19 protein-coding genes are annotated in these 20,379 nt (G+C 69.8%); 7 read left to right on the forward strand and 12 right to left on the reverse strand.

What is annotated here, in order from left to right; all coding sequences use genetic code 11:
* Positions 1 to 134: 134 nt before the first annotated feature.
* The gene (locus tag POL67_RS18905) at positions 135 to 956 is read right to left on the reverse strand and encodes a hypothetical protein (RefSeq protein ID WP_271918951.1); all 822 of its coding nucleotides are present in this window, start codon (positions 954 to 956) and stop codon (positions 135 to 137) included.
* Positions 957 to 1,157: 201 nt separating this feature from the next.
* Here POL67_RS18905 and POL67_RS18910 point away from each other — a divergent pair, with 201 nt between their 5' ends.
* From POL67_RS18910 to POL67_RS18925, 4 genes are read left to right on the forward strand one after another with little or no spacing between them, the layout of a single operon-like run.
* Positions 1,158 to 2,153, forward strand: a complete 996-nt coding sequence (locus POL67_RS18910) for a 3-oxoacyl-ACP synthase III family protein (protein WP_271918953.1) — start codon at positions 1,158 to 1,160, stop codon at positions 2,151 to 2,153.
* A 10-nt stretch (positions 2,154 to 2,163) separates the two neighbouring features.
* Positions 2,164 to 3,012, forward strand: a complete 849-nt coding sequence (gene nadC / locus POL67_RS18915; protein WP_271918954.1) for a carboxylating nicotinate-nucleotide diphosphorylase — start codon at positions 2,164 to 2,166, stop codon at positions 3,010 to 3,012.
* A complete protein-coding gene (locus POL67_RS18920) occupies positions 3,009 to 3,866 on the forward strand; it encodes a biotin--[acetyl-CoA-carboxylase] ligase (RefSeq protein ID WP_271918956.1) in 858 nt (285 codons plus the stop codon). The genes nadC and POL67_RS18920 overlap by 4 nt, the downstream gene beginning before the upstream one ends.
* A 16-nt stretch (positions 3,867 to 3,882) precedes the next feature.
* Positions 3,883 to 4,536, forward strand: coding sequence for a radical SAM protein (locus tag POL67_RS18925; RefSeq protein ID WP_271918958.1), 654 nt, complete (start codon positions 3,883 to 3,885; stop codon positions 4,534 to 4,536).
* 329 nt (positions 4,537 to 4,865) lie between these two features.
* On the opposite strand, the gene POL67_RS18930 is transcribed toward POL67_RS18925, so the two are convergent.
* The 9 genes from POL67_RS18930 to POL67_RS18970 all read right to left on the reverse strand — a co-directional run bounded on the left by POL67_RS18930 (position 4,866) and on the right by POL67_RS18970 (position 14,328).
* A complete protein-coding gene (locus POL67_RS18930) occupies positions 4,866 to 5,816 on the reverse strand; it encodes a HEAT repeat domain-containing protein (protein ID WP_271918959.1) in 951 nt (316 codons plus the stop codon).
* Entirely contained in the window at positions 5,813 to 7,702 is a 1,890-nt protein-coding gene (locus POL67_RS18935) for a protein-arginine deiminase family protein (protein ID WP_271918961.1), read from the reverse strand. The genes POL67_RS18930 and POL67_RS18935 overlap by 4 nt, the downstream gene beginning before the upstream one ends.
* A 162-nt stretch (positions 7,703 to 7,864) precedes the next feature.
* Positions 7,865 to 9,190, reverse strand: coding sequence for an MFS transporter (locus tag POL67_RS18940; protein ID WP_271918963.1), 1,326 nt, complete (start codon positions 9,188 to 9,190; stop codon positions 7,865 to 7,867).
* A 13-nt stretch (positions 9,191 to 9,203) separates the two neighbouring features.
* On the reverse strand, positions 9,204 to 9,761 hold the full coding sequence (locus POL67_RS18945) for a hypothetical protein (RefSeq protein ID WP_271918965.1): 558 nt from the start codon (positions 9,759 to 9,761) through the stop codon (positions 9,204 to 9,206).
* Positions 9,758 to 11,071 (reverse strand): EF-P lysine aminoacylase EpmA, encoded by a 1,314-nt coding sequence (gene epmA / locus POL67_RS18950; protein WP_271918967.1) that lies wholly within the window; start codon positions 11,069 to 11,071, stop codon positions 9,758 to 9,760. The genes POL67_RS18945 and epmA overlap by 4 nt, the downstream gene beginning before the upstream one ends.
* An 18-nt stretch (positions 11,072 to 11,089) precedes the next feature.
* Positions 11,090 to 11,500 carry a hypothetical protein gene (locus POL67_RS18955; protein WP_271918969.1) on the reverse strand — a complete coding sequence of 137 codons (411 nt, stop codon included), beginning with the start codon at positions 11,498 to 11,500 and terminating at the stop codon, positions 11,090 to 11,092.
* 13 nt (positions 11,501 to 11,513) lie between these two features.
* Positions 11,514 to 12,206: a CDP-diacylglycerol--glycerol-3-phosphate 3-phosphatidyltransferase gene (pgsA, locus tag POL67_RS18960; protein WP_271918971.1), complete on the reverse strand. Its 693-nt coding sequence runs from the start codon at positions 12,204 to 12,206 to the stop codon at positions 11,514 to 11,516.
* Positions 12,196 to 13,533: a tetratricopeptide repeat protein gene (locus tag POL67_RS18965; RefSeq protein WP_271918973.1), complete on the reverse strand. Its 1,338-nt coding sequence runs from the start codon at positions 13,531 to 13,533 to the stop codon at positions 12,196 to 12,198. Before POL67_RS18965 ends, pgsA begins: the two co-directional genes overlap by 11 nt.
* A gap of 72 nt (positions 13,534 to 13,605) precedes the next feature.
* Positions 13,606 to 14,328 carry a HisA/HisF-related TIM barrel protein gene (locus POL67_RS18970; protein WP_271918975.1) on the reverse strand — a complete coding sequence of 241 codons (723 nt, stop codon included), beginning with the start codon at positions 14,326 to 14,328 and terminating at the stop codon, positions 13,606 to 13,608.
* A gap of 56 nt (positions 14,329 to 14,384) precedes the next feature.
* On the opposite strand from POL67_RS18970, the gene POL67_RS18975 reads away from it, so the two are divergent.
* Positions 14,385 to 14,681 (forward strand): DUF2288 domain-containing protein, encoded by a 297-nt coding sequence (locus tag POL67_RS18975; protein WP_271918977.1) that lies wholly within the window; start codon positions 14,385 to 14,387, stop codon positions 14,679 to 14,681.
* A 524-nt stretch (positions 14,682 to 15,205) separates the two neighbouring features.
* On the opposite strand, the gene POL67_RS18980 is transcribed toward POL67_RS18975, so the two are convergent.
* Together POL67_RS18980 and POL67_RS18985 are read right to left on the reverse strand one after the other, a co-directional pair.
* On the reverse strand, positions 15,206 to 15,721 hold the full coding sequence (locus POL67_RS18980; RefSeq protein WP_271918979.1) for a hypothetical protein: 516 nt from the start codon (positions 15,719 to 15,721) through the stop codon (positions 15,206 to 15,208).
* Positions 15,722 to 15,728: 7 nt separating this feature from the next.
* Entirely contained in the window at positions 15,729 to 17,114 is a 1,386-nt protein-coding gene (locus POL67_RS18985; RefSeq protein WP_271918981.1) for a hypothetical protein, read from the reverse strand.
* A gap of 202 nt (positions 17,115 to 17,316) precedes the next feature.
* Between POL67_RS18985 and POL67_RS18990 the strand changes: the two genes are divergently transcribed.
* Complete coding sequence (locus tag POL67_RS18990; RefSeq protein ID WP_271918982.1) at positions 17,317 to 18,993, forward strand: DUF1592 domain-containing protein; 1,677 nt, start codon at positions 17,317 to 17,319, stop codon at positions 18,991 to 18,993.
* Positions 18,990 to 20,366 carry a DUF1552 domain-containing protein gene (locus POL67_RS18995; RefSeq protein ID WP_271918984.1) on the forward strand — a complete coding sequence of 459 codons (1,377 nt, stop codon included), beginning with the start codon at positions 18,990 to 18,992 and terminating at the stop codon, positions 20,364 to 20,366. The genes POL67_RS18990 and POL67_RS18995 overlap by 4 nt, the downstream gene beginning before the upstream one ends.
* Positions 20,367 to 20,379 lie beyond the last annotated feature (13 nt).

Raw genomic sequence — 20,379 nt, forward strand, 5'->3', positions numbered from 1 at the left:
CGGGGGACGGGCGGGGCGGAAACAGGGACGGGCGCGGAAATCGGGGACGGGCGGTGAGGGTTCGGACCTGAGGTCCTCTGACGCCGCGTGTTGGAAGCTCCCGTACAGGGAAGCAGGCATGAATACGGAAGGGGTTATCGAAGTGACGCCGTGGCGGGGCGGTCCCCGACGTCCACCATGGCGCCGATCGCGTCCCGAAGCGCGTCGCCGAGCGGGTCGAGCACGTCCTGGGCGCAGATCAACTCGTACCCCGCGGGCAGCTCCCCCGAGAGGAGCCACGCGCCGAGGTGCGCTTCGTCGCGCAGCACCGTGATCACCTCCGGCACGCCGTCCTTCGTCGTCACGAGGGCCCCGAGGCTCGGACCTTCGTGGAGGAGCTGCGCTTCCACCGCCGCGAGCCGCGCCGCCGCGAGGCGCGGACGCTTGCGCGCGAGCGCCGCCCGCACGTGGATCCGCAGCGGCAGCTTCGTGTTCTTCAGGGCGCGCGGGAGCCTGTCGAGCGGCAGCGGCACGAGGCCGTCCGACGTCCGCAGCACGTGCACGAGACGGTTGCCCGCGGGCAGGAGCGTCACGCCTTCGAGATCCTCGTACGCGATCTCCACCGTCCCGCCGCGCACGAGCGGCAGCGCAGGGACCGTCAGCGTACGCAGCCCGAGCACGATCGCGAGGTCCTGCCGAGCGCCGAAGCGCCTCGCCAGTACGGCCGCGTAGATCCCGCACGCGAGCAGCACCCCACCGAACCCGGCGAGCCCGAGGCCCGTCTTGCCGCCGCGCGTGATCCCGACGGAGAGCCCGAGCCCGAAGCCGAGCACGAGGAGCACCACGAACCCCCAAAGCGTGCGGGATGGGTTTCGCAGCGGCACGCGAAGCTCGCGCCCCAAACATGCCGCCCCGAGCTCCGCGCGCTCGCGCCGAAGCTGCTCTCGTTCTCGTACCTTCGCCTCGCGTCCTTCCATCGTTCGTCGCTTTCCTCCCGGAGCCGCCCGAGCATGACCGAGAACAGCCGCGAAATGGAGCGACGAAGCGAACGCGGCGCCGCAAAAAATCATTCGCGGTTCAATGCCGCGTCCGCTCGGTCGGACGTATTTCGTCCGCTGACGCACCGTGTCGGTCGTTAAGCCTTTGATACCCGACCGAGTCGCATTACGAGCGCAGGCATGCGTTCAGCGATTCTGGGCGTCGGCCATTACGTGCCGACCAAGGTGGTGACCAACGACGACCTCGCTCGCATGATGCCGACGAGCGACGAGTGGATCCAGCAGCGCACGGGGATCAAGGAGCGCCGCTTCATCGAGCACGACGGCATCGGCGCGAGCGACCTCGCCGTGCCGGCCGTGCACATGGCCCTCGAGCGCGCCGGTCGGAAGGTCTCCGACGTCGACATGATCATCTTCGCGACCCTCAGCCCGGATCACTTCTTCCCCGGCTCGGGTTGCTTCCTCGGCGAGAAGCTCGGCCTGCCCGGCGTGCCCGCGCTCGACGTGCGCAACCAGTGCTCGGGCTTCCTCTACGGGCTCAGCGTCGCGGACGCGTGGGTGCGCGTCGGGGCGTACAAGAACATCCTCGTCGTCGGCGCCGAGGTGCACTCGACGGGCGTCGAGTTCACCGAGCGTGGCCGCGACGTGGCCGTGCTCTTCGGCGACGGCGCGGGCGCGGCCCTCGTGGGCCCGAGCCCGTCCGACGATCGCGGCCTCGTCTCGATCCACCTGCACGCCGATGGTACGGGCGCGAAGGATCTCTGGATCCCCGCGCCCGCGTCGAAGCACATCCCGCGCATCACGCACGAGATGCTCGACAAGGGCGAGCAGTACCCGAAGATGATCGGCAAGCAGGTCTTCCGCTGGGCCACCGAGAAGATGCCCGAGGTGAGCCGCGAGGCGCTCGCCGCAGCCGGCATCGACATCAGCACCATCGACCTGTTCGTCCCGCACCAGGCGAACATGCGCATCAACCAGTACGTGGCCGACAAACTCGGTTTGCCGCAGGAGAAGGTCGTCCACAACATCGAGCGGTACGGCAACACGACGGCCGCGACGATCCCGATCGGCCTCAGCGAGTCCGTCGCCGAGGGCCGCATCAAGGAGGGCTCGACCGTGCTGACGGCCGCCTTCGGCAGCGGCTACACCTGGGGCGCGGCCGTGCTCCGGTGGTAAGAAGAGCCCGATGATCGCTCCCCCCCTCCTCGACGCCATCGTCGATCGCGCGCTCGAAGAAGACCTCGCCGGCGGAGATCTCTCCGGCGAGGCCTGCGTCGATGCAGAGACGCAAGCCGACGCCGCCGCCGTCGCGCGCAAGGCCGTCATCGCCTGCGGCGCGGAGGTCTTTCGCCGCGTGTTCACGCGCGTCGATCCGCGCTGCGTGGTGGAGACGCTCGTGCCCGACGGGAAAGAAGCGCCCGCGGGCACGACGCTCTGGCGTGTGCGCGGGCCGGCCCGCGCCGTGCTCGCGTCGGAGCGGACCGCGCTGAACCTCGTGCAGCGCATGACGGGCATCGCGACGGTCACGCGCCGCTACGTCGACGCGGTCCCGAAGGGCGCGCGGACGCGCATCACCGACACGCGCAAGACCACGCCGGGCCTGCGCGTGCTCGAGCGATACGCCGTCCGCATGGGGGGCGGGATCAACCACCGCAACGACCTCGGCAGCGCCGTGATGATCAAGGACAACCACATCGTCGCGGCCGGCGGCATCTCCCGCGCCGTCGAGCGCGCGAGGGCGCACGCCCCGCACACGTCGCGCATCGAGGTCGAGGTCGACTCGCTCGTGCAACTCGAAGAGGCGATCGCGGCGGGCGCGGACGTGATCCTGCTCGACAACTTCTCGACCGAGGACGTCGCCCGCGCCGTCGCCCGCGCGAAAGACCTTTCGCCGCGCCCGATCCTCGAAGCCTCCGGTGGCATCACGCTCGAGCGCATCACGGAGCTCGCGCTCGCCGGCGTCGACGTGATCAGCGTCGGCGCTCTCACGCACTCGGCGCCCGCGGCCGACATCGGGCTCGACTTTCAGCTTTGAACGACCTCGATCCTCTCCGCATCGAGGCCGAGCTCGAACGGCTCGGCGCGATCATCGGCCGGCCCGTCGTCGTCGCCTCCGTCACCGCCTCCACGAACGACGACGCGCGTCGCGCCGCGGCCGGAGGCGCGCCCCACGGCGCTGCGTTCCTCGCCGACGCGCAGACCCAGGGCCGCGGCCGCAGCGGCCACACGTGGCACTCGCCGGCCGGGGAAAACCTTTACCTCTCCGTCGTCCTTCGCCCCAAGCTCGCGCCGCAGGCGTTGCCTCCGCTCGCGCTCGTCCTCGGCGTTTGCGTCGCACGGGTCGTCGACGAGGTGCTCGGGGCGAGCGCGGCGAGCGGCGCGCGCGCCGGCGTCAAATGGCCGAACGACGTGCTCGTGGACGGCAAGAAGCTCGCGGGGTTGCTCGTCGAAACGGCCCTGCGCGGCGGCACGCTCGACGCCGTCGTCGCGGGCATCGGGCTCAACGTGCATGCCGCCTCGTTCCCGGAGGAGCTCGCCACCCGCGCGACCTCGCTCCACGCGCTCGGCGCACGTGGGCTCGACCGGTCTTCGATCGCCGCACGTTTGCTCGCGGAGATCGGCCACGCTGCGCGCGTGTTCGAGGCCAACGGGCTCGACCCTTTCCTCGCCGAACTCGACCACCGCGACGTCCTCCTCCGCGTCCCTATCGACGTCTCAGGCGTCTCGGGCACGGCAGCGGGCATCGATCGCGAGGGCTACCTCCGCGTGATCGGGAGCGACGGCGCCACGCATCGGATCGGCTCCGGGAGCGTCACGACGCACGGCCCGCTCGGCTCGCCGGGCGCTCGGGCTCGCGGCGGGCCTGGCGCGGGCGGGGCCGCGGGGTAAGAACGTCCCCCCGGCCGTGAAGGAAAACACCCTCGTCATCCACGAGATCTATTCGAGCATCCAGGGCGAATCGACGTTCGCCGGGCTGCCGTGCACGTTCGTGCGCCTGACCGGCTGCAACCTGCGTTGCGCCTGGTGCGACACGACGCAGGCCTTTTACGGCGGAAAACGAATGCCACGCGACGAGGTGCGGGAGAAGGCGCTCGCGTTCGGCACGCCGCTCGTCGAGCTCACGGGGGGCGAGCCGCTCCTGCAGCCCGGCGCGATCCCGCTCTTGCGAGAGCTCTGCGACGCGGGGCGTACGGTCCTCGTGGAGACGAGCGGCGAGGCCGACGTCTCGCGCGTCGATCCCCGCGTCCACAAGATCATGGACCTCAAAGCACCCGGCAGCGGCGAGAGCCATCGAAACCGCTGGTCGAACCTCGCGCACATCGGCCCGCGCGACGAGATCAAGTTCGTGCTGTCCGATCGCGCCGACTACGAATGGATGCGCGACGTGATCCGCGAGCGCGAGCTCTCGCGGCTCGGGTGCACGCTGCTCGCCTCCGCGGTGTGGGGTAAGCTCTCGCCGAAGGATCTCGTGGCCTGGGTCCTCGAAGACGCCCTGCTCGTGCGCGTGCAGGTCCAGCTCCACAAGGTGATCTGGGGCGCGGACACGCAAGGCGTGTAGCGCCGCGCCGGGGCGCTGCCCCGGACCCCGCGGGGGGCTGTCCGCCCCCTCGACCCCGGACCAGGCACAGCCTGGACCGGGGGTTGAAAAACTGCGCTCCGCGCAGTTTTTCAAACAGGCCGACGAAGAACCCAGGTTGCCAGCCGAACCCGCAGCGCGGCTGTCTTGGTGGGTCACGCCGCTGCCGGTCTTGACCGGGCCTGTTCGATGAGCTGCGCGGAGCGCAGTTCATCGAGCCTGGGTCCAGCCCCTGGCTGGTCCGGGTCCAGGGGCGGATAGCCCCGGGTGGGGCCTGGGGCAACGCCCCAGCGCAGCGGCCCAGGGATCGTTCAGCGCCGGAGCGGGCTGTTCCTGAACCGCTCGATCAGCGCATCGAGCGCCGCTTGATCCCCCGGGCGAGCGCCGCGCTTCGCGGCCTCCGCGAGATCCGGCGTCGACGCGTGATCCACCATCAGCACGGCCTTCAGGATGGCCGCGCGCGCGTCCGTCTCGTACCGCAGGTACGAGGTCACGAGCGCCTGCGCTGCGGTCGCGCGCACGGCCGCCTCCTCACCGCTTGCCGCGATGATGGGCGTCTTCCAGGCCCACGCCGAGCCCACGTCGCCGAGCGATCGGGCCACGAGGATCGCGGTCTCCGCGTCCGGATGCGCGAGCAGCGTGGACGCGAGCGCCTCGGCCACCACGAGCCTTCGGCAATCGCCCATCCCCGCGAGCACGCCCTTCTGCTTCGGTCCCTCTTTTTTCGCCAGCGCCACGAGCTTCTGCGCCGCCGCGTCCGTGCCGAGCTTGCCGAGCGCCGAGGCCGCGGCGCGCACGAGATCCGTGTGCATCTCGGTCGTGTCGATGATCGCGAAGAGCACGGGCGCCGCGCGGCCGTCCCGGAGCGAGCCCACGGCCTCCACGAGGCCCACGCGCCACGCGTGCCACGCGTCGTCGGGCATGTCGCCGCGTGGCTTCGCCTCGATCGCGAGCTCGTTCAGCATCGGCAGGAGCGCGTCCTTGCCGAGGCCCTTCAGGATGGCCGCGACCGGCACGTAACGACCACGCTTCTGCGCGTCGAGCGCGGGCATGTCCTCCCGCAGCCGCGCGAGCGTGTCGAACGCCGCGGGGTTCTCGCGGCGCGCCACGCCGATCGCCTGGACGAGCGTCGCCCGATCCTGCGCCGCGAGCCGCTCCGGCCCGATCCACACGCCATCGGCCGCGTTCGCTGCGCCCGTGAGCGCCGAGAGCACGAGCCCCGCTGCGACGAGGCCGATCCCCAAGACACGCTTCGCCTTCATAGAGCACCTTCCCACCAGGGGTTCGCTTCCGGCACGACCCGCGTCGTGTTCGATCCGCAATGCACCTCTCCGTCGTTGCGGTGGTAGAGGTTCCAGTTCTCGATGAAGCTCACCGTGATGCCGTAAGGCTTGAACGCCTCGACGAGCTGCGCCTCGAAAATGTCCTGCCCGTTGATGTTCGGGCCGTGGGGCTTCGGCGGGCCGAAGACGGTGTCCGAGAGGTAGATGCCGTTCACCGTGCCCGGCTGGTAGGCGACCGAGTAGCCCTGCGCCGGCTGGTGCAAGAACGGGATGTGGATGATCTCGGCGTCCGTGATGCCCGTCTCCTGCTTCAGCACCTCGAGCTGCCCAGCGACCTCGACCGCGGACGACGCGCTCTCGTTCATCACGTCGGGATCGTTCAGCACCTCGTCGATCGTGACCTCCGCAGGCGAGTTCCCCCACCAGTATTTGCCGACGAACATGCGCACGCTGCCGTGGCCGGCCGCCTTTGCCTCCTCGAGCATCGTCTTTGCGAGCGCCGCGTCGTTCAGGCCGAGCGCCCAGCCGCGCGGCGTGTTGGCTTTCACGAACGTCGTCGTCTCGTCGACGTGCCCGACCAGGAGCCACTCCGTGTCGATGTTGATCATAGGCTGCGCGTTCTGCGCGCTCACCATGCGATCGAAGCTCTTGTCCGGGTAGTACGTGGGCGTGGAGCCGCGCAGCACCCGCCCGTTCGGGTAGCTCTTCCCGTTGTGGGTGAACGGCGGCACGGTCTCCAGGTTCCCGAACGAGTTCAGCGAATCCATCCCGTTCGAGTGCTGCGGATCGAACTGCGCGAGGCCGGCGATGTCCTTGCCGCGGAGCGCGAACACGATCCGCCCGGCGCTGCGCAGGCTGCCCGTGTGGTTCGCCGAGCGGAAGTTCACGTGCATCACGTGTTGCTTGCCGTCCGCGCCGGGCATCGAGGTGTACGCGGTCTCGAAGTAGTCCTGCGTCCACTGATCCGAGCTCGTGTGCTCGTAGAGCGGCTCGGCGAGGCCCGCCGTCTGCATGGCCGCCTTCAGGTCGTTGCGGAACGCGGTCGACGCGGCGTCCCCCTGGACGTTCGCCGCGTAGATCGTGCGTGCGGGATCAAGGTGGTGGCGGAAGAGCACCGGCGCCACGCGGAGCCGCACGGTGTCCTTCGCCTCCGGCATCGGCGTGCCCGCGGGATCGGTGCCCGTCACCGTCAGCGACACGTCGACGAACCCGTCCCATACGGCCGTGTCGCGCACGATGTCGCGCGCCTCGATCGCGAGCTCGACGCCGGCCGCGAGATCCGCCTGGCCGAGCTTCGTCGCGGGATCGAAGAGCTCGAACGCGCCGGCTTCGGTCTTCCGGAAGAGCCGCACTTGCTCCGGCGCGCTCACCGTGAGCGTGCCCGAGGCGTCGGCGTAGGCCTCCGGCCACGGTGCGGCCACGATCCGCGCGAGATCCGCGAGATCATCTTCGCCGTTCACCACCGTGTCGGCGGCGTCGTTGCACCCGATGAGCTGCGCGTCGTTCTGGCCGCCCGCGGGGCACTGGTCCTGATCATCGTCGACGTTGGCGAGGAAGATCGCGCCGTGCGCGGCGTCCCACGTGTCCTCGCCCTGATCCTCCGTGGGATCGTCGAGATCGATCGTGCCGTTGCGGTTCACGTCGGCGCGCAGATCGACGGGGCCCTTGGGCCCGCCGCCGCCTTGCCCGCCCTGGCCCATGCCGCCTTGTCCGTTCCCGCCTTGCCCGTTCCCGCCTTGTCCTGCGCCGCCCCCGACGCCGGGGCCCGACGCGAGCCCGAGATTCTCGTCGTCCCCGCCGCACCCTGCCGCGAGCGCCGCTCCCGAGAGCGTCGCGGCGAACAGCCACGTCCATCGTCTACGCATTCGTTTTCACCTCGAACGATTGTTCGTCCTGCGTGAGGCATCGATGTATGCCGAACAAATGCCTCGCCGCAACGGCCGAATCGTTACGAAATGTGTCCGTTCACGTGACGTGCGAATTGTTCGCCGTGTGTGCTCTGCGCGGCAGAACGTACGCAGAGGATTTCACACCGGCGTTGCAGCCTGCGTGTCTTTTTCCCCGCGGAAGTACGCCTCGGCCTTCTTGGGATTGCAGAGGAGCAAGAGCGGGATCGCCACGACCTGGACGAGCGCGGCGATGAAGATCGCGCGCGAGTACCCCATGCGATCCGCCATCCATCCGCCGTACCACGCCGTGAACGAGTAGCAGAGGTTCGTCATGGCCATGTAGGCCGTGAAGTGCGTCGCGCCGAGCGCCGGGTTCGAGATCGTCATGAAAAACCCGAGCGCCGCCGCGCTGTACATGCAGTACGCGAACTGGTGCGCCGTCTGGTACGCGACGAGGAAGCCGAACCGCGGCCAGAGCTCGGGGTGCGCCCCGAAGGTCGCCATCACGATGCCGATGAGGAGCATGCTCACGGCCATGATGCTCCGCTTGCCGAAGCGATCCGCGAGCGCGCCTCCGACCAGCGAGCCCACGACGCCCGCGGGCGCGTCGAAGCTGCTGAGCGCCCAGAGCGCCTCCTCGGAGAGCCCGAGATCCTTGCGGTAGAGGCGCGTCGTGAACGTGCCGACGAGCGCGAACCCCGCCGGCGCGCAGAAGCCGATGACGAACCCGCCAAGCCCCGGCCAGAACCGCAACGTGCGGAGGAGCTCCTTCAGGTTCAGCCGCTTGCCCTCCGGCGCGAGCTCGGTGCTCTCGCTGCGGGGTCGCTCCCGCACGAGCAGGGGCACGAGCATGATCACCCACACCGGCAGGGCCATCGCGATGAACGTGGCTTCCCATCCGATGTGCTTCGCGAGCTTCGCGCCGCCGGCGCCGATCGAGACGCCGATGATCTTCGCGGCCCACATGATGCTGTTGGCGCGCCCGGTCTCGTTCGCCGGCAGGATGTCCACCGCGAGCCCGTCCGACGCTACGTCCTGGAGCGCGGCGAACGAGTTGTGGACGAACAAGAGCACGTTGATCACGCCGAGCCGGCTCGGATCCGCGGCGGCGAGCGCGAGGAGCGGCAACCCCATCAGGATCTCGGCGAGGAGGATGAACGGGCGCCGCCGGCCGAACCGGCCGCCGCGGTACCGATCGAGCAGCGGCCCGAGGAAGACCTTGAAGCTCCAGGGCAGGTAGGCGATCCCCATGACCGTGCCGAGCGCCTCGTTGCTGAGGCCGCGATCGATCAGGAAGACGCGGTAGCCGCCCGCGAGAAACCCCCAGGGGATCCCCTGCGCCAAGTACATCAAGCCGAAGAAGACGAAGCGGAGGATCCGGTTGTCGACGAGCGTCTTGCCGCGCGGCTTCGGCGGAGCGGTCGCCTCGGGAGCAGCGTAGAGGTTCTCGGCCGGCTCGCTCATCGAGCCGAGGCTATCACGCCTCGTCGACGCCCGATGTCTCCGGGGCGCGGCGATCCCGGAGCCGCGGGAAGAGCGTCGCGCGGATCGACGCGGCCGGCTCGCCGAAGAGCGCTTCGAGGCGCGCGTACACGACGCCGACGAGCCGGCCTTTCGGCGGGCGAAGCATCGCGTGCACGAACGTCACGTCGATCTCGATGCCCGCGTGCGCCGAGGCCTCCGCCGCGAGCTCGCTCGCCCGCTCGCCGCCACGCGCGCGGTCCTTCGTCGTGCGGATCCGGATATGCAGGCCCGCGCGGAGAAGCGCGTGGTAGCTCGCCATCCACGCCATCCACGGCTCGATCACGCCGCCCGCGAGGGCCGCTTGGAGTGCGGCGAGGCGCGCGTCGACGACGTCGAGCGGCAAGGTGTCGAGCTCGTGCAGCGCGCCCGGGAAGCGCTCGGCGAGCGCCTTGAACACGGCCCGCGCGGGGAGGGGCTCGCCGCGATCCCGGGCGCGCCGAAGCGCAGCGATCTCGGCGTATTTGCCCTCGAGGGCGGCGAGCGCCTCGCGGCTCGGCGCGGAGGTCTTCACAACCACGCGTACGGGAACGCCGTGACGTCGCCGATCGCGCGCGCACCAAGCCCGAGCGCGACCAGCCGATCGATCCCGAGCGCGTTGCCGGCCGCGGGCGGCATGCCCTCCGCGAGCGCCGCGAGGAACCTCTCGTCGATCGGATAGACGGGTTTGCCCTCGGCGCGTCGCTGCGCCTGATCCCGTTCGAAGCGCGCGCGTTGCTCGACCGGATCCGTCAGCTCGCCGAAGCCGTTGCACACCTCCACGCTGCCCACGTAGAGCTCGAAGCGCTCGGCGACACGTGGATCGGCCGGGCAGAGGCGCGCGAGCGAGGCGAACGGGGCAGGGTACTCCACGAGGAAGACCGGCCGGCCGAGGCGCGCGAGGCTCGGCTCGACGTGCTCGACGAGCAGCCGGAAGAAGCGGTCCTCGTCCTCGCTCGCCATCGTGATCGCCTCGTCCGCGCTCGTGCCCGCGTACCGCGCGAACGCCTCGCCGACGGAGATCCGCTCGAACGGCGCCGAGAGATCCACGCGTGTCCCCTCGACCTCGATCACGCGTGTCCCCGCGAGCTTCGACACGACGGACCGGACGAGCTCCTCCGTATCCGCGACGACCGCGTCCATCGGCGCGAACGCGCGGTACCACTCGAGCATCGTGAACTCGGGGTTGTGGCGGCTGCCGATCTCGCCGCGGCGATAACACCGCGCGAGCTGGAAACAACGCGGCACGCCGCCCGCGAGCAGGCGCTTCATCTGGTACTCGGGCGACGTGATGAGCCAGAGCGGGCGACCTTCCGGTGCCCCCGTGGTCAACGCTCGGGGCTTCGGATCGCCTTCGGCGTCCTGCGCCCCGAACCCCACGCCGAATGCGTCGAGGTGCAGATCGAGGCCGGGGCAGGGGACCATCGAGGGCGTCTCGACCTCCAGAAACCCCCGGCGAACGAAGAACGATCGCACCTCGGCGAGCGCCTCCGCCCGCGCCCGGAGCGCGCGCCCCACGCCGCGAAACACGAGCCGCTCGGTCTCGGTCTCCGGCGCCTCGCTCGCCGCGCCCTGCGAGACGTTCGGCGTGTTCGGCGTGTGCCGCTCGACCACGCGGCCGCAGGCGAGCCTCCCCGCGACGAACGAGGCCTCGACGATCGCGAGATCCGCCGGCGCGAGGGAGCCTTCGGCGAGCGTGATCGTCACGCGCGCGAACGCGTCGGCGAGGACGATCTCGTCGCCCACGACGTCGAGGACGCGACCCGCCACGCGGATCGGCCCGGGCGCGCCCGCGAGCGTGTCGAGATCACCCGGGGCGAACGGCGATACCTGGGGTTCGGTCACGTCGGCACGCGCGGGGACTCAGCCTCCGCTGCCCCCGGTACCGCCCATGCCGCCGGTGCCGCCCATACCGCCCACGCCGCCGGTGCCTCCGGTGCCGCCGGTGCCGCCGGTGCCGCTGCCCGTGCCTCCGGTGCCGCCCGTGCCTCCGGTGCCGCCCGTGCCTCCAGTACCGCCGCCTGCGCCGCCGACGCCGCCCGTGAGCGCCCCGGGCGTGCACGCGGGCTCGTCACTGCCCGTTGGTGGGCAGCAGATATCCGAGGAGCCGAGCAACTCGGTCTTCGACACGCATACGAGGCCATCCTCGCAGTCGCTGTTGTTGTTGTCGATGCTGCAAGCCTGACCGACGCTCTGGTTCGAACACGCGGCGAAGGCGAGGCCCGCGGCGAGCGTGACCAGGACGAACCCCGGGAAGATACGGCGTGAAATCACGCCGGCTCTCTTATCATTTTTCCCGCGCCTGCTCCGGTCCCTCGTACGCCGCCTTGTTCTTCGCGTCGATCGCATCCACGAAGAGGCTCATGTACCGGCCCGCGCTCCAGAGCGAGAAGACGAGCGACGTGTAGATCAAGAGCCGCCCGACGTGCACCAGATCGACGACCCCGAAGTCGAAGATGCCGATCGTGAACCAGTAGGGGTAGCCGAGGATCAGGCACACGATCCCGATCATCTGCAGCGCCGTCTTCGTCTTGCCGCCCTCGCCCGCGGCGATGATGATGCCCTCGGACGAGGCGATGGAGCGCAGGGCCGTGATCGTGATCTCGCGCGAGATCAAGAGCACGACCGCCCACGCCGAGATGCGCCCCATCGGGACGAGCCAGACCAGCGTGCCCGTGACGATGAGTTTGTCCGCGAGCGGATCGAGGAACTTGCCGAGCACGCTGACGAGGCCTTGCCGTCGCGCCAGCCAGCCGTCGAGCATGTCCGTGATCGCCGCGAGCGCGTAGACGCCCGCAGCCCAGAAGCAGTCGTGCGGGCTGCCGCGCCCGAGCAGGATGAGCACGACCGGGATCATGATGATCCGGGCGAACGTCAGGAGGTTCGGGACGTTCCGCGCGTCCTCCCAGAGCGTCTTGCGCCGCGCCGCCTTGATCTTCCGGAGCGACGCCTTGTCCACCTTCGAGCCGCTAGCGACCATGGAGCAGCACCGTGCCCTCGCCCGAGAAGACGACCAAACTCTTCACCCCGGCCGGCGCCTCGTTCGGCGGGAGCGCCCGCGGGATCACGCGCCCCATCCAGCCAAGGACGCTTGGCGCGTGCAGCGCGGTGCTCTTGCCCTCGCGGACGTCGAGCGCGAGCATCGGCCCCTTGAGCCGCGCCACGAGCGTCCCCGGGCCGCGGAGCTGCACCATCCCGACCGCTTCGCTGTCCCCCACAGGCATGCGGCCGTTCTCGTAGCTCATCGCCCCTTCGAAGCCACCGAGCAGATCCTCGCGCAGGTAGAGCGGCTCTTCTTCCAAGCTGATCGGCACGAGCTCGTGCTCCGGCGGCGGCGCGAGGACGAGATCACCGCGCCCTTCGAGTTCGACGAGCGCGTCGCCCTCGCCCCCGAGCGGCTCTTCCAGCGACTTGCCGCGCATCCTTCGCATCATCGGCTTGTGGCGTAGACCGCTCGTGTAGGCCATCGAGCGGACGAGCGAGGGCCGCACGGCAAACCCGCTCGTCGCCGCGACGAGCAAGACGCCGCCCGGGTGCGCCACGATCTTCCCCTCCGCGGGGAACGTCAGCGTGTGGCGCCGGCCGAGATCGGTCGGCGAGAGCGGTCCGCGCGGCGGCGAGTCGGACTTCGCCGTGTTGTTCGTCGTCGTGTTCGCCGTCGGCGTGGCGCGCGGGGGCCCCGCGTCCGCGGCGGCGAGGAGCGCGTCCCAGCCCGCCGAGAGCGACTGCGGCAGCGCGCTCGACGGCGTGAGGTCCATCGTGCGATCGAGCTCCTGGAACGAGCCCGGCGGGAGCGAGGGCCTGCGTTGCCCGTTCAGCGTCGCTCCGGTCGCGTTCATGAGCCGCTGCGCCATCGCCTCGTGGCCGCCGCGCGTAAAAGCATGGAGCGCGCGATCCGGATCGCCGAGCGCCTGGTGCGCGAGGCCGAGGTACCCCCACGCGCGCAGGTGCCCCGGCTGCTGCGCGACCACCTTTTCGAGCTCCTGCCGCGCCCGCGCAGGTTGCCCCGTCTTCAAGAAGCAGAGCGCGAGGTTCACGCGCGGCTCGAGGGACTCCGGGTAGGCCTGGACGAGTTTTTCGTAGAGGGCGATGGCCCGCGGGTAGAGGCCGAGCCGGAAGTAGACGGCGCCGAGCAGGTCCTGGCCCTTCGGATCCGCGGGCGAGAGCTCGAGCGCCTGCTCCAGCTCGACCCGCGCCTCCACGACGCGGTTGTCCTGCAGGAGCTCGCCGCCGCGATACAGGTGGAAAAGAAAGTCCTCCCCGGGATCACCCGAGGGAGGGCGCGGCGGGGATGCTCGATCGGCCACGGCGCGAAGGGTACACGATGATCGCCGCGGGAAAAGGGCGCGCGCGGCGTTTCACCTCCCGAACCGGGTACGTCAGGGAACGGAGGCCGCCGCCGCGATGGCCTCTTCCAGCGTGAAAACGCGCTCATAGAGCGCGCGCCCCACGATCGCGGCGGCCACGCCCGGGACACGCGCGAGCGCGCGGATGTGTTCGAGGGTGCCCACACCGCCCGACGCGATCACGGGAAACCCTCCCTTCTCGGCGAGCGCCGCAGTCGCTGTGACGTTCGGCCCGGCCTGCGTGCCGTCCCGCGCCACGTCCGTGTAGAGCAACGCAGCCACGGGCGCGCCCGCGAGATCCCGCGCGACGTCGAGCGCCGTGCGGGTCGACGTCCGCACCCACCCGTCCACCGCGACGAACCCGTCCTTCGCATCGAGCGCGACCACCACGCGCCCCGGGTGCGCCGCCGCGAGCGCGCGAACCATCCCGAGATCCTGGATCGCGGCCGTCCCAAGCACGACCTTGTCCGCCCCGAGCGCGAGATACGCCTCCGCCGTCTCGGCCGAGCGCACCCCACCGCCGACCTCCACCCCCGGTCCGAACGCCTGCACGACCGCGCGGACGAGCTCCTTCTGCACGGGCCGACCTTCCCGCGCGCCCTCCAGATCGACCACATGGAGCGCGTCGACCTTGCCCTTGAGGTTCGCCGCAAGGCCCACAGGATCCGCGTCATACACGGTGACAGCGTCGTACCGCCCTTGATGCAGGCGGACCGCCTTGCCCTCGAAGAGATCGATCGCAGGGAGGATCAACATCGCAGGCAGAGGCCTACGATGGAACCAGCCCGAGGAAAAGCTAGGCTCTCGCCATCATGCGGGAACGAATCGCCGAGACCCTCGGAGACGTCCACTGGAGCGACCTCCGCGCGCACATCGCGCGCGACGCCGTCATCATCGTCGACGACGCGCTCGATCTGCTCGACGTCGGCGTGGCCCTCGCGAAGAACGACGTGCCCGCCGTCGACGCGTGGATCCGCGCGGGCAAACTCCAGAAGCCCACGGCCGAGGAGCTCACGCGCTGGTCGCTCGACGCGAGCACACGCTTCCCCGCAGCCATCGTGCAGCCGTTCGTCCTGATCCGACGGCCCCCCGCGAAGGTATTGTCCTAGTCGCGAGTGCGCGTCTCCAGGTCGTGTGCACGCGTCTCCAGGTCGTGTGCACGCGTCTCCAGGTCGTGTGCACGCGTCTCCAGGTCGTGTGCACGCGTCTCCAGGTCGTGTGCACGCATCTCCAGGTCGTGTGCACAAGTCTCCAAGTTGCGTGCACACGTCTCCAAGTTGCGTGCGCGCGTCTCCAGGTCGTGTGCACGCGTCTCCAGGTCGTGTGCACGCGTCTCCAGGTCGCGTGCACAAGTCTCCAAGTTGCGTGCACACGTCTCCAAGTTGCGTGCGCGCGTGTTCCTCGTCACGAACACGCGTCTCCAGGTCGTGTGCACGCGTCTCCAGGTCGTGTGCACGCGTCTCCAGGTCGTGTGCACGCGTCTCCAGGTCGTGTGCACGCGTCTCCAGGTCGTGTGCACGCGTCTCCAGGTCGTGTGCACGCGTCTCCAGGTCGCGTGCGCACGTGTCTTTTGCCACGTGCACGCGTCATCGAGGTCGCGTGCGGGCGCCTTCTGGTCGCGTGCGCGCGTCTCTTACATCCCGCCCATGCCGCCGGCGCCGCCCATGCCACCGGCGCCGCCCATGCCACCCATGCCACCGGCGCCCCCCGAGCCGGGGCCCGCGTTTGGATCGAGGCTCTCGATCCAGAGCTTCACGCAGTTGATCTCGAGATCACTCATCGATCCGCCGAGCGGCATCTTCAGCCCGCACGGCGGCGGATCCACGAGCTTCGCGTAGATCAGGCTGCCCGCCGCATCGATCGGGTTCGCCAGGATCACGCTCCCGCAAGACTCCGTCCCCGCGACGCTCACGAGCCGCGACTCGATGTTCGGCGAGGCCAGGTCCACGGTCGTCGAGCCAGCCGCATGGCAGTTCGCCGTGCCGCATTTCGCCGCGAGCATCGCAGGCACATCCGGGCAGGCCCCGCCGCCCTGGAAGATCGCCTTCTCCTCCTCGGTCAACGTACCCGGACAACCCGCCGCGAGCGCGACGACGAAGGGGGCGGAGAGCGCCGCGACGCAGATACGGAAGAAGCGCGCGTTCATCATCGTCTCCTCAATCCATGTAGGCCAGGCCGAGCCGGACGCCGAAGAACTGATCCAGCGCGCCGCCCGCCACGAACGCGTCGCCGAGCACGGGATCGAAGTCCGAGAAGAACCGGTCGTAGTGGCCGGTCAATCGAATCTGCAGCCCCGTCTCGAAGCGCACGGCGAGCCCCGCCGCCGCCGTGATCCCGTGCACCTTCGCCCCCGAGAAACGCTCGTACACCGCGCCCGTCGTGAGCGGCTCGAGCCACTCGAACCCGAGGATCGCCGCCACCGGCCCGATCGGGATCCACCCGTCGACGCCCGCGCGGATCGCCAGGTAGTCCACGTTCGCCACCTGGCTGCCGAGCGCGCCGGGCGCGTCGATCTCGAACGTCTGCCACCGGACGCCGCCGAGCACGCCAATCACCGGCCCCGTCGGACGCGAGAGCGGGATCCGGTACTTCAGCGCCGCCGTGATCCGCTGGTAGACCGTGTCCACCGGCTCGCCGCCCTCCGTCGCGGATTGCAGCCCGAACGCGCGTGCATACCCGAGCGAGAGCCCGAGATCCCGCAGCACCGGCACCGTCGTCATCGCCGCCGGGAACACCTCGACCCCCACGGCCGCCACGGGCGCGCCGTACACGTCATAGCGCCGCAGGTTCCCCGAGATCCCGTCCGAGTACGTGAACACGCGCCCGCCGATCTCGAAGCCGACCTCCGCCGACACGATCGACGAGCCCGCCTGATGCCGCACCCGCGCCGCAGGCTCCTCCTCCACCTTCGGCTTCGTCTCGGCCGGCGGAGGCGCCGCCGTGTCCGCCGGCTCGGGCGGCGGCGGCGGCGCGTAGGTCTCGACCGCGCTCGAGATCGCCGCGGCGATCGCCTTCCTCCGTTCGTCCTCGGAGCCTTTCAGCGACACCGCCGCGTCGACCGGCGTCGCGTCGTCCTCCGCGTTCACCCACACGAGGTGCACGCGCGTCTCGCCGCGCGCCTTCTGCACGATGCCCACGAGCACCGCGCCCGCGCCGATGATCGACGCCGCTTGCTGCACGCGAGGCACGAGCCGATCACGTTGCTTCGTGTTTGTCATCGCGGCGCCGAGCGGCTTCGACTGGCCCGCCTTGCGCAGCGCCGCCGAAAACTCCTTCGTCGTGGCCACGACGATCCGATCGGGCAACGCAGCCTCGATGTCCCCGCGCACCGAGCCTGCGTCCGGGCCCTCCACGTGCACGGCCAAGATTTTCTTCGCCGCCGGCTCCGCGGCCGCGGCCGAGGCCGAGGCCGGCGCGCTCGCCGCCACGAAGCCGAGGAGGGGCGCCGCGAGGCGCGTCCCGAGCGCGAAGGCCCACGCCGCCGTTCGCGTGGATCGCGAGCGATTCGCCGCCCTTCGCGGCACCGCGTTCATCAAAAGCACGGCGTGAGCCTACAGGGGCCCCCGCCCGGGGGTAAAGACCTCCGCAAGGACGTTCTCGGCAGCAAAATCCTCTGCCATTGCGAAATTCGTGTGAACTCCAAAAGAATCGGCAGATCCTTGGATCGGACGCCGTGCTTGCGCGTTGACGCCCGTGGAGGCCCGGCATACCACCGTGATTGCCAAAGCCCTGGAGGTGGCCGGCATGGAGACTTTTAGCGCCCCTTCCTCCGTCATGCGCCGCATTCCGACGCTCCTGCGCGCCGGAGCGCTCGTCCTCGCTTGTCTCTTGCCCGCGTGCGTCGGGACGATCGGCGGCTCGTCGGAGGATCAAGCAGCCGTTCAATCGATACCCGAGCGCAGCGCCTTCCCGCGCTTGACCCACGCGCAGTGGGAAAACTCGGTGCGCGACGTATTGCGCCTCGAAGCGCGCCCCGGATTCTCGGCGTCGTTCACCGGAGACCCGCTCGGCGGCGTCTTCGACAACAACGAGGCCGTCCTTTCGGTCACGCCGAACCTGTGGGCCGATTACCAGCGCGCCGCCGAGGAGCTCGCGGCCCTGGTCGTCTCGGATCCCGCGAAGGTCGACGCGCTCGTGCCGGCCGACGAGGGACAAGGAAACGAGGCCCGCGCCCGCGCCTTCATCGAGACCGTCGGCAAGCGCGCGTATCGCCGGCCCCTCACCGGCCAGGAAGTCGACAAACTCGTCGCGCTCTTCAACGAGGCCCCGAGCCTCATCGAAGGCGACCCCTTCCTCGCCGGTGTCGAGCACGTCCTCTCGGCCTTCTTCCAGTCGCCGCATTTCATCTATCGCGTCGAAGGCACACGCGAGCCACGCCCCGACGGCCTCATCCCGCTCGGCGCCTACGAGCGCGCATCGCGGCTCTCGTATCTCCTCTGGAACACGATGCCCGACGACGTCCTCTTCGAGGCCGCCGCGGCGGGCGAGCTCGACACGAAGGAGGGCCTGCGCACCCACGCCGAGCGCATGCTCGCGGATCCGCAGGCGCGTGACGTCGTCCTCGCGTTCCACCGCCAGCTCTTCGACTGGAGGAAGTTCGAGGATCTCTACAAGGATCCCGCCGTCTTCCCCGAGTTCGTCCCCGAGATCGGAAAGGACCTCGTCCGCGAGGCCGAGCTCTTCGTCGAGGACGTGGTCTTCGAGCAGGAGGGTGGCTTGACCGAGCTGCTCACCTCGCGCACCGCGTTCGTGAACGACAGGCTCGCGGGCATCTACGAGGTCGACGCGCCGAACGGCGCCGAGTTCGGCAAGGTCGAGCTCGACGCAGAAAAACGCAGCGGCATCCTCACCCGCGCCGGCTTCCTCGCGGCGAACGGCACGGCCCGCGCGTCCGACCCGATCCACCGCGGCGTCTTCGTGAACCTGCGCGTCCTCTGCGCGCGTTTGCCGCCGCCGCCGAACAACGTCCCGCCGCTGCCGCCCGTCGAGGGGAAGACCACGCGCGAGATCGTCGCCAGCCACACGGGCAAGGGCACGTGCGGCGCCTCGTGCCACGGCACGCTCATCAACCCGGCCGGCTTCGCGTTCGAGAACTACGACGCGATCGGCCGTTACCGGTCGGAGGACAACGGCTTCCCGGTCGACGCCGCGGACGCGTACCCGCTCGGCGGCGGCATGGTGAACTTCAGCGATGCCAACACGTGGAGCCAGTTGCTCGCGGAGAGCCGCGAGGCGAACGAGTGCTTCGCGAAGAACTGGCTCGAGTTCGCCTACGGCAGGGACGCCGTGGTCGAGGACGCCAAGCTCATCGCGACGCTCGGCGAGGCCTCGCGCACCGGCATGTCCGTCAAGGAGCTCCTGCTCGAGCTCATCTCCTCCGACGCCTTCTCGACCCGCCGCCCCGTGGAGGTCGCGCCATGAATCGCCGTCATTTGCTTCGAGGTCTCTTCGGCGTCTCCCTCGCGCTCCCGTTCCTCGAGAGCTTCTCGCCGCGCAAGGCCGAGGCCGGCGCGGGCGACGTCCCTCCGTTCGCGATCTTCATGCGCCAGGCGAACGGCGTCGTGCAGCAGACCAACGACGAGCCCGAGATGTTCTGGCCGAGCCAGACCGGCGCGCTCACGACCGAGTCGCTGAACGCCGAGAGTGATCGGACGGTCAGCGAGCTCAGCGCGTATGCCTCGCGCCTCCTCCTGGTGAAGGGCATCAACTTCGCGTTCCCCGGCAACGGCTGCGGCCACTCCGGCGGCGGCAACCAGTGCCTCACGGCGCAGAAGGTCTCCACGGACCCGGTCGGCAACGAGTCGTTGGCGATGGGCGAGTCGATCGACAACCGCATCGCGCGCGAGCTCAACGCCGCGGGCGTCGAGCCCCTCACGTTGTATGCGGGCAAGAAGGCCGGCTACATCAACGAGGTGCTCTCGTACCGCGACGCGAAGGTCATCCGCGCGGCCGAGCACAACCCGATCAACGCCTACAAGGCGCTCTTCGGCCTCTCGGACCTCGACCCCGAGGTCCTGAAGCGGCTCGCCGCGCAACGCAAGAGCGTGAACGACCTCGTGCGTGAGCAGATGCAATCGCTCATGTCGCGCAAGGAACTCGGCAAGGCCGACCGGGATCGATTGGACCTGCATTTCCAGTCGATCCGGGACCTCGAGATCGGGCTCCAGTGCGCGCTCACGAAGGAAGAGGTCGCGGCGATGGAGGTGATGAGCCCGGACGCGCGCTCGAACGACAACCTGGAGAAGGTCGCGCGGATGCAGATGGACATCATCGCCCTCGCGATGGCATGCGGCACGACGCGCGCCGCGACGATCCAGATCGGCGACGGCAACGACAGCACCGAGTATTACATCAACGGCGTCCGGCAGAAGAGCTTCCACAAGATCTCGCACCGCATCGACAGCGACGGCTCCGAGGGCCCGCCGATCGAGGGCGCGTACCTGCTCCACCACGAGATCGACCGCATCCACGCGCGGATGTTCAGGTACCTGCTCGACAAACTCGCGGCCTACGATTTCGGCTCCGGATCGCTCCTCGATTTCGGCGTCGCGGTCTGGCTGAACGATCTCGGCAACAAGTACCACTCGTACACCGACGTCCCGTACGTCCTCGTGGGCGGCGCGAACGGCTACCTGAAGACGGGCCAGTACGTCGACGTGAACGGCGTGCACAACGGCCGTCTCCTCGGCACGATCGGCGCTGCCCTCGGCTGCAAGAACGCCGCGGGAGGCCCGCTCGACGATTTCGGTGACCCCGAGCTGCCGAAGGGCATGCTCACCGAGATCATCGCGTGAGCTGAAATGGTAT

Origin of the sequence: Polyangium mundeleinium (genome assembly GCF_028369105.1) — a bacterium.
Classification (GTDB): domain Bacteria; phylum Myxococcota_A; class Polyangia; order Polyangiales; family Polyangiaceae; genus Polyangium; species Polyangium mundeleinium.

What these genes read in the sequence shown, in the direction of transcription:
- POL67_RS18905 (WP_271918951.1), bottom strand. Translation starts at nt 956, where the DNA reads ATGGAAGGACGCGAGGCGAAGGTACGAGAACGAGAGCAGCTTCGGCGC.
- POL67_RS18910 (WP_271918953.1), top strand. Translation starts at nt 1,158, where the DNA reads ATGCGTTCAGCGATTCTGGGCGTCGGCCATTACGTGCCGACCAAGGTG.
- nadC (WP_271918954.1), top strand. Translation starts at nt 2,164, where the DNA reads ATGATCGCTCCCCCCCTCCTCGACGCCATCGTCGATCGCGCGCTCGAA.
- POL67_RS18930 (WP_271918959.1), bottom strand. Translation starts at nt 5,816, where the DNA reads ATGAAGGCGAAGCGTGTCTTGGGGATCGGCCTCGTCGCAGCGGGGCTC.
- POL67_RS18935 (WP_271918961.1), bottom strand. Translation starts at nt 7,702, where the DNA reads ATGCGTAGACGATGGACGTGGCTGTTCGCCGCGACGCTCTCGGGAGCG.
- POL67_RS18940 (WP_271918963.1), bottom strand. Translation starts at nt 9,190, where the DNA reads ATGAGCGAGCCGGCCGAGAACCTCTACGCTGCTCCCGAGGCGACCGCT.
- pgsA (WP_271918971.1), bottom strand. Translation starts at nt 12,206, where the DNA reads ATGGTCGCTAGCGGCTCGAAGGTGGACAAGGCGTCGCTCCGGAAGATC.
- POL67_RS18970 (WP_271918975.1), bottom strand. Translation starts at nt 14,328, where the DNA reads ATGTTGATCCTCCCTGCGATCGATCTCTTCGAGGGCAAGGCGGTCCGC.
- POL67_RS18975 (WP_271918977.1), top strand. Translation starts at nt 14,385, where the DNA reads ATGCGGGAACGAATCGCCGAGACCCTCGGAGACGTCCACTGGAGCGAC.
- POL67_RS18980 (WP_271918979.1), bottom strand. Translation starts at nt 15,721, where the DNA reads ATGATGAACGCGCGCTTCTTCCGTATCTGCGTCGCGGCGCTCTCCGCC.
- POL67_RS18990 (WP_271918982.1), top strand. Translation starts at nt 17,317, where the DNA reads ATGGAGACTTTTAGCGCCCCTTCCTCCGTCATGCGCCGCATTCCGACG.
- POL67_RS18995 (WP_271918984.1), top strand. Translation starts at nt 18,990, where the DNA reads ATGAATCGCCGTCATTTGCTTCGAGGTCTCTTCGGCGTCTCCCTCGCG.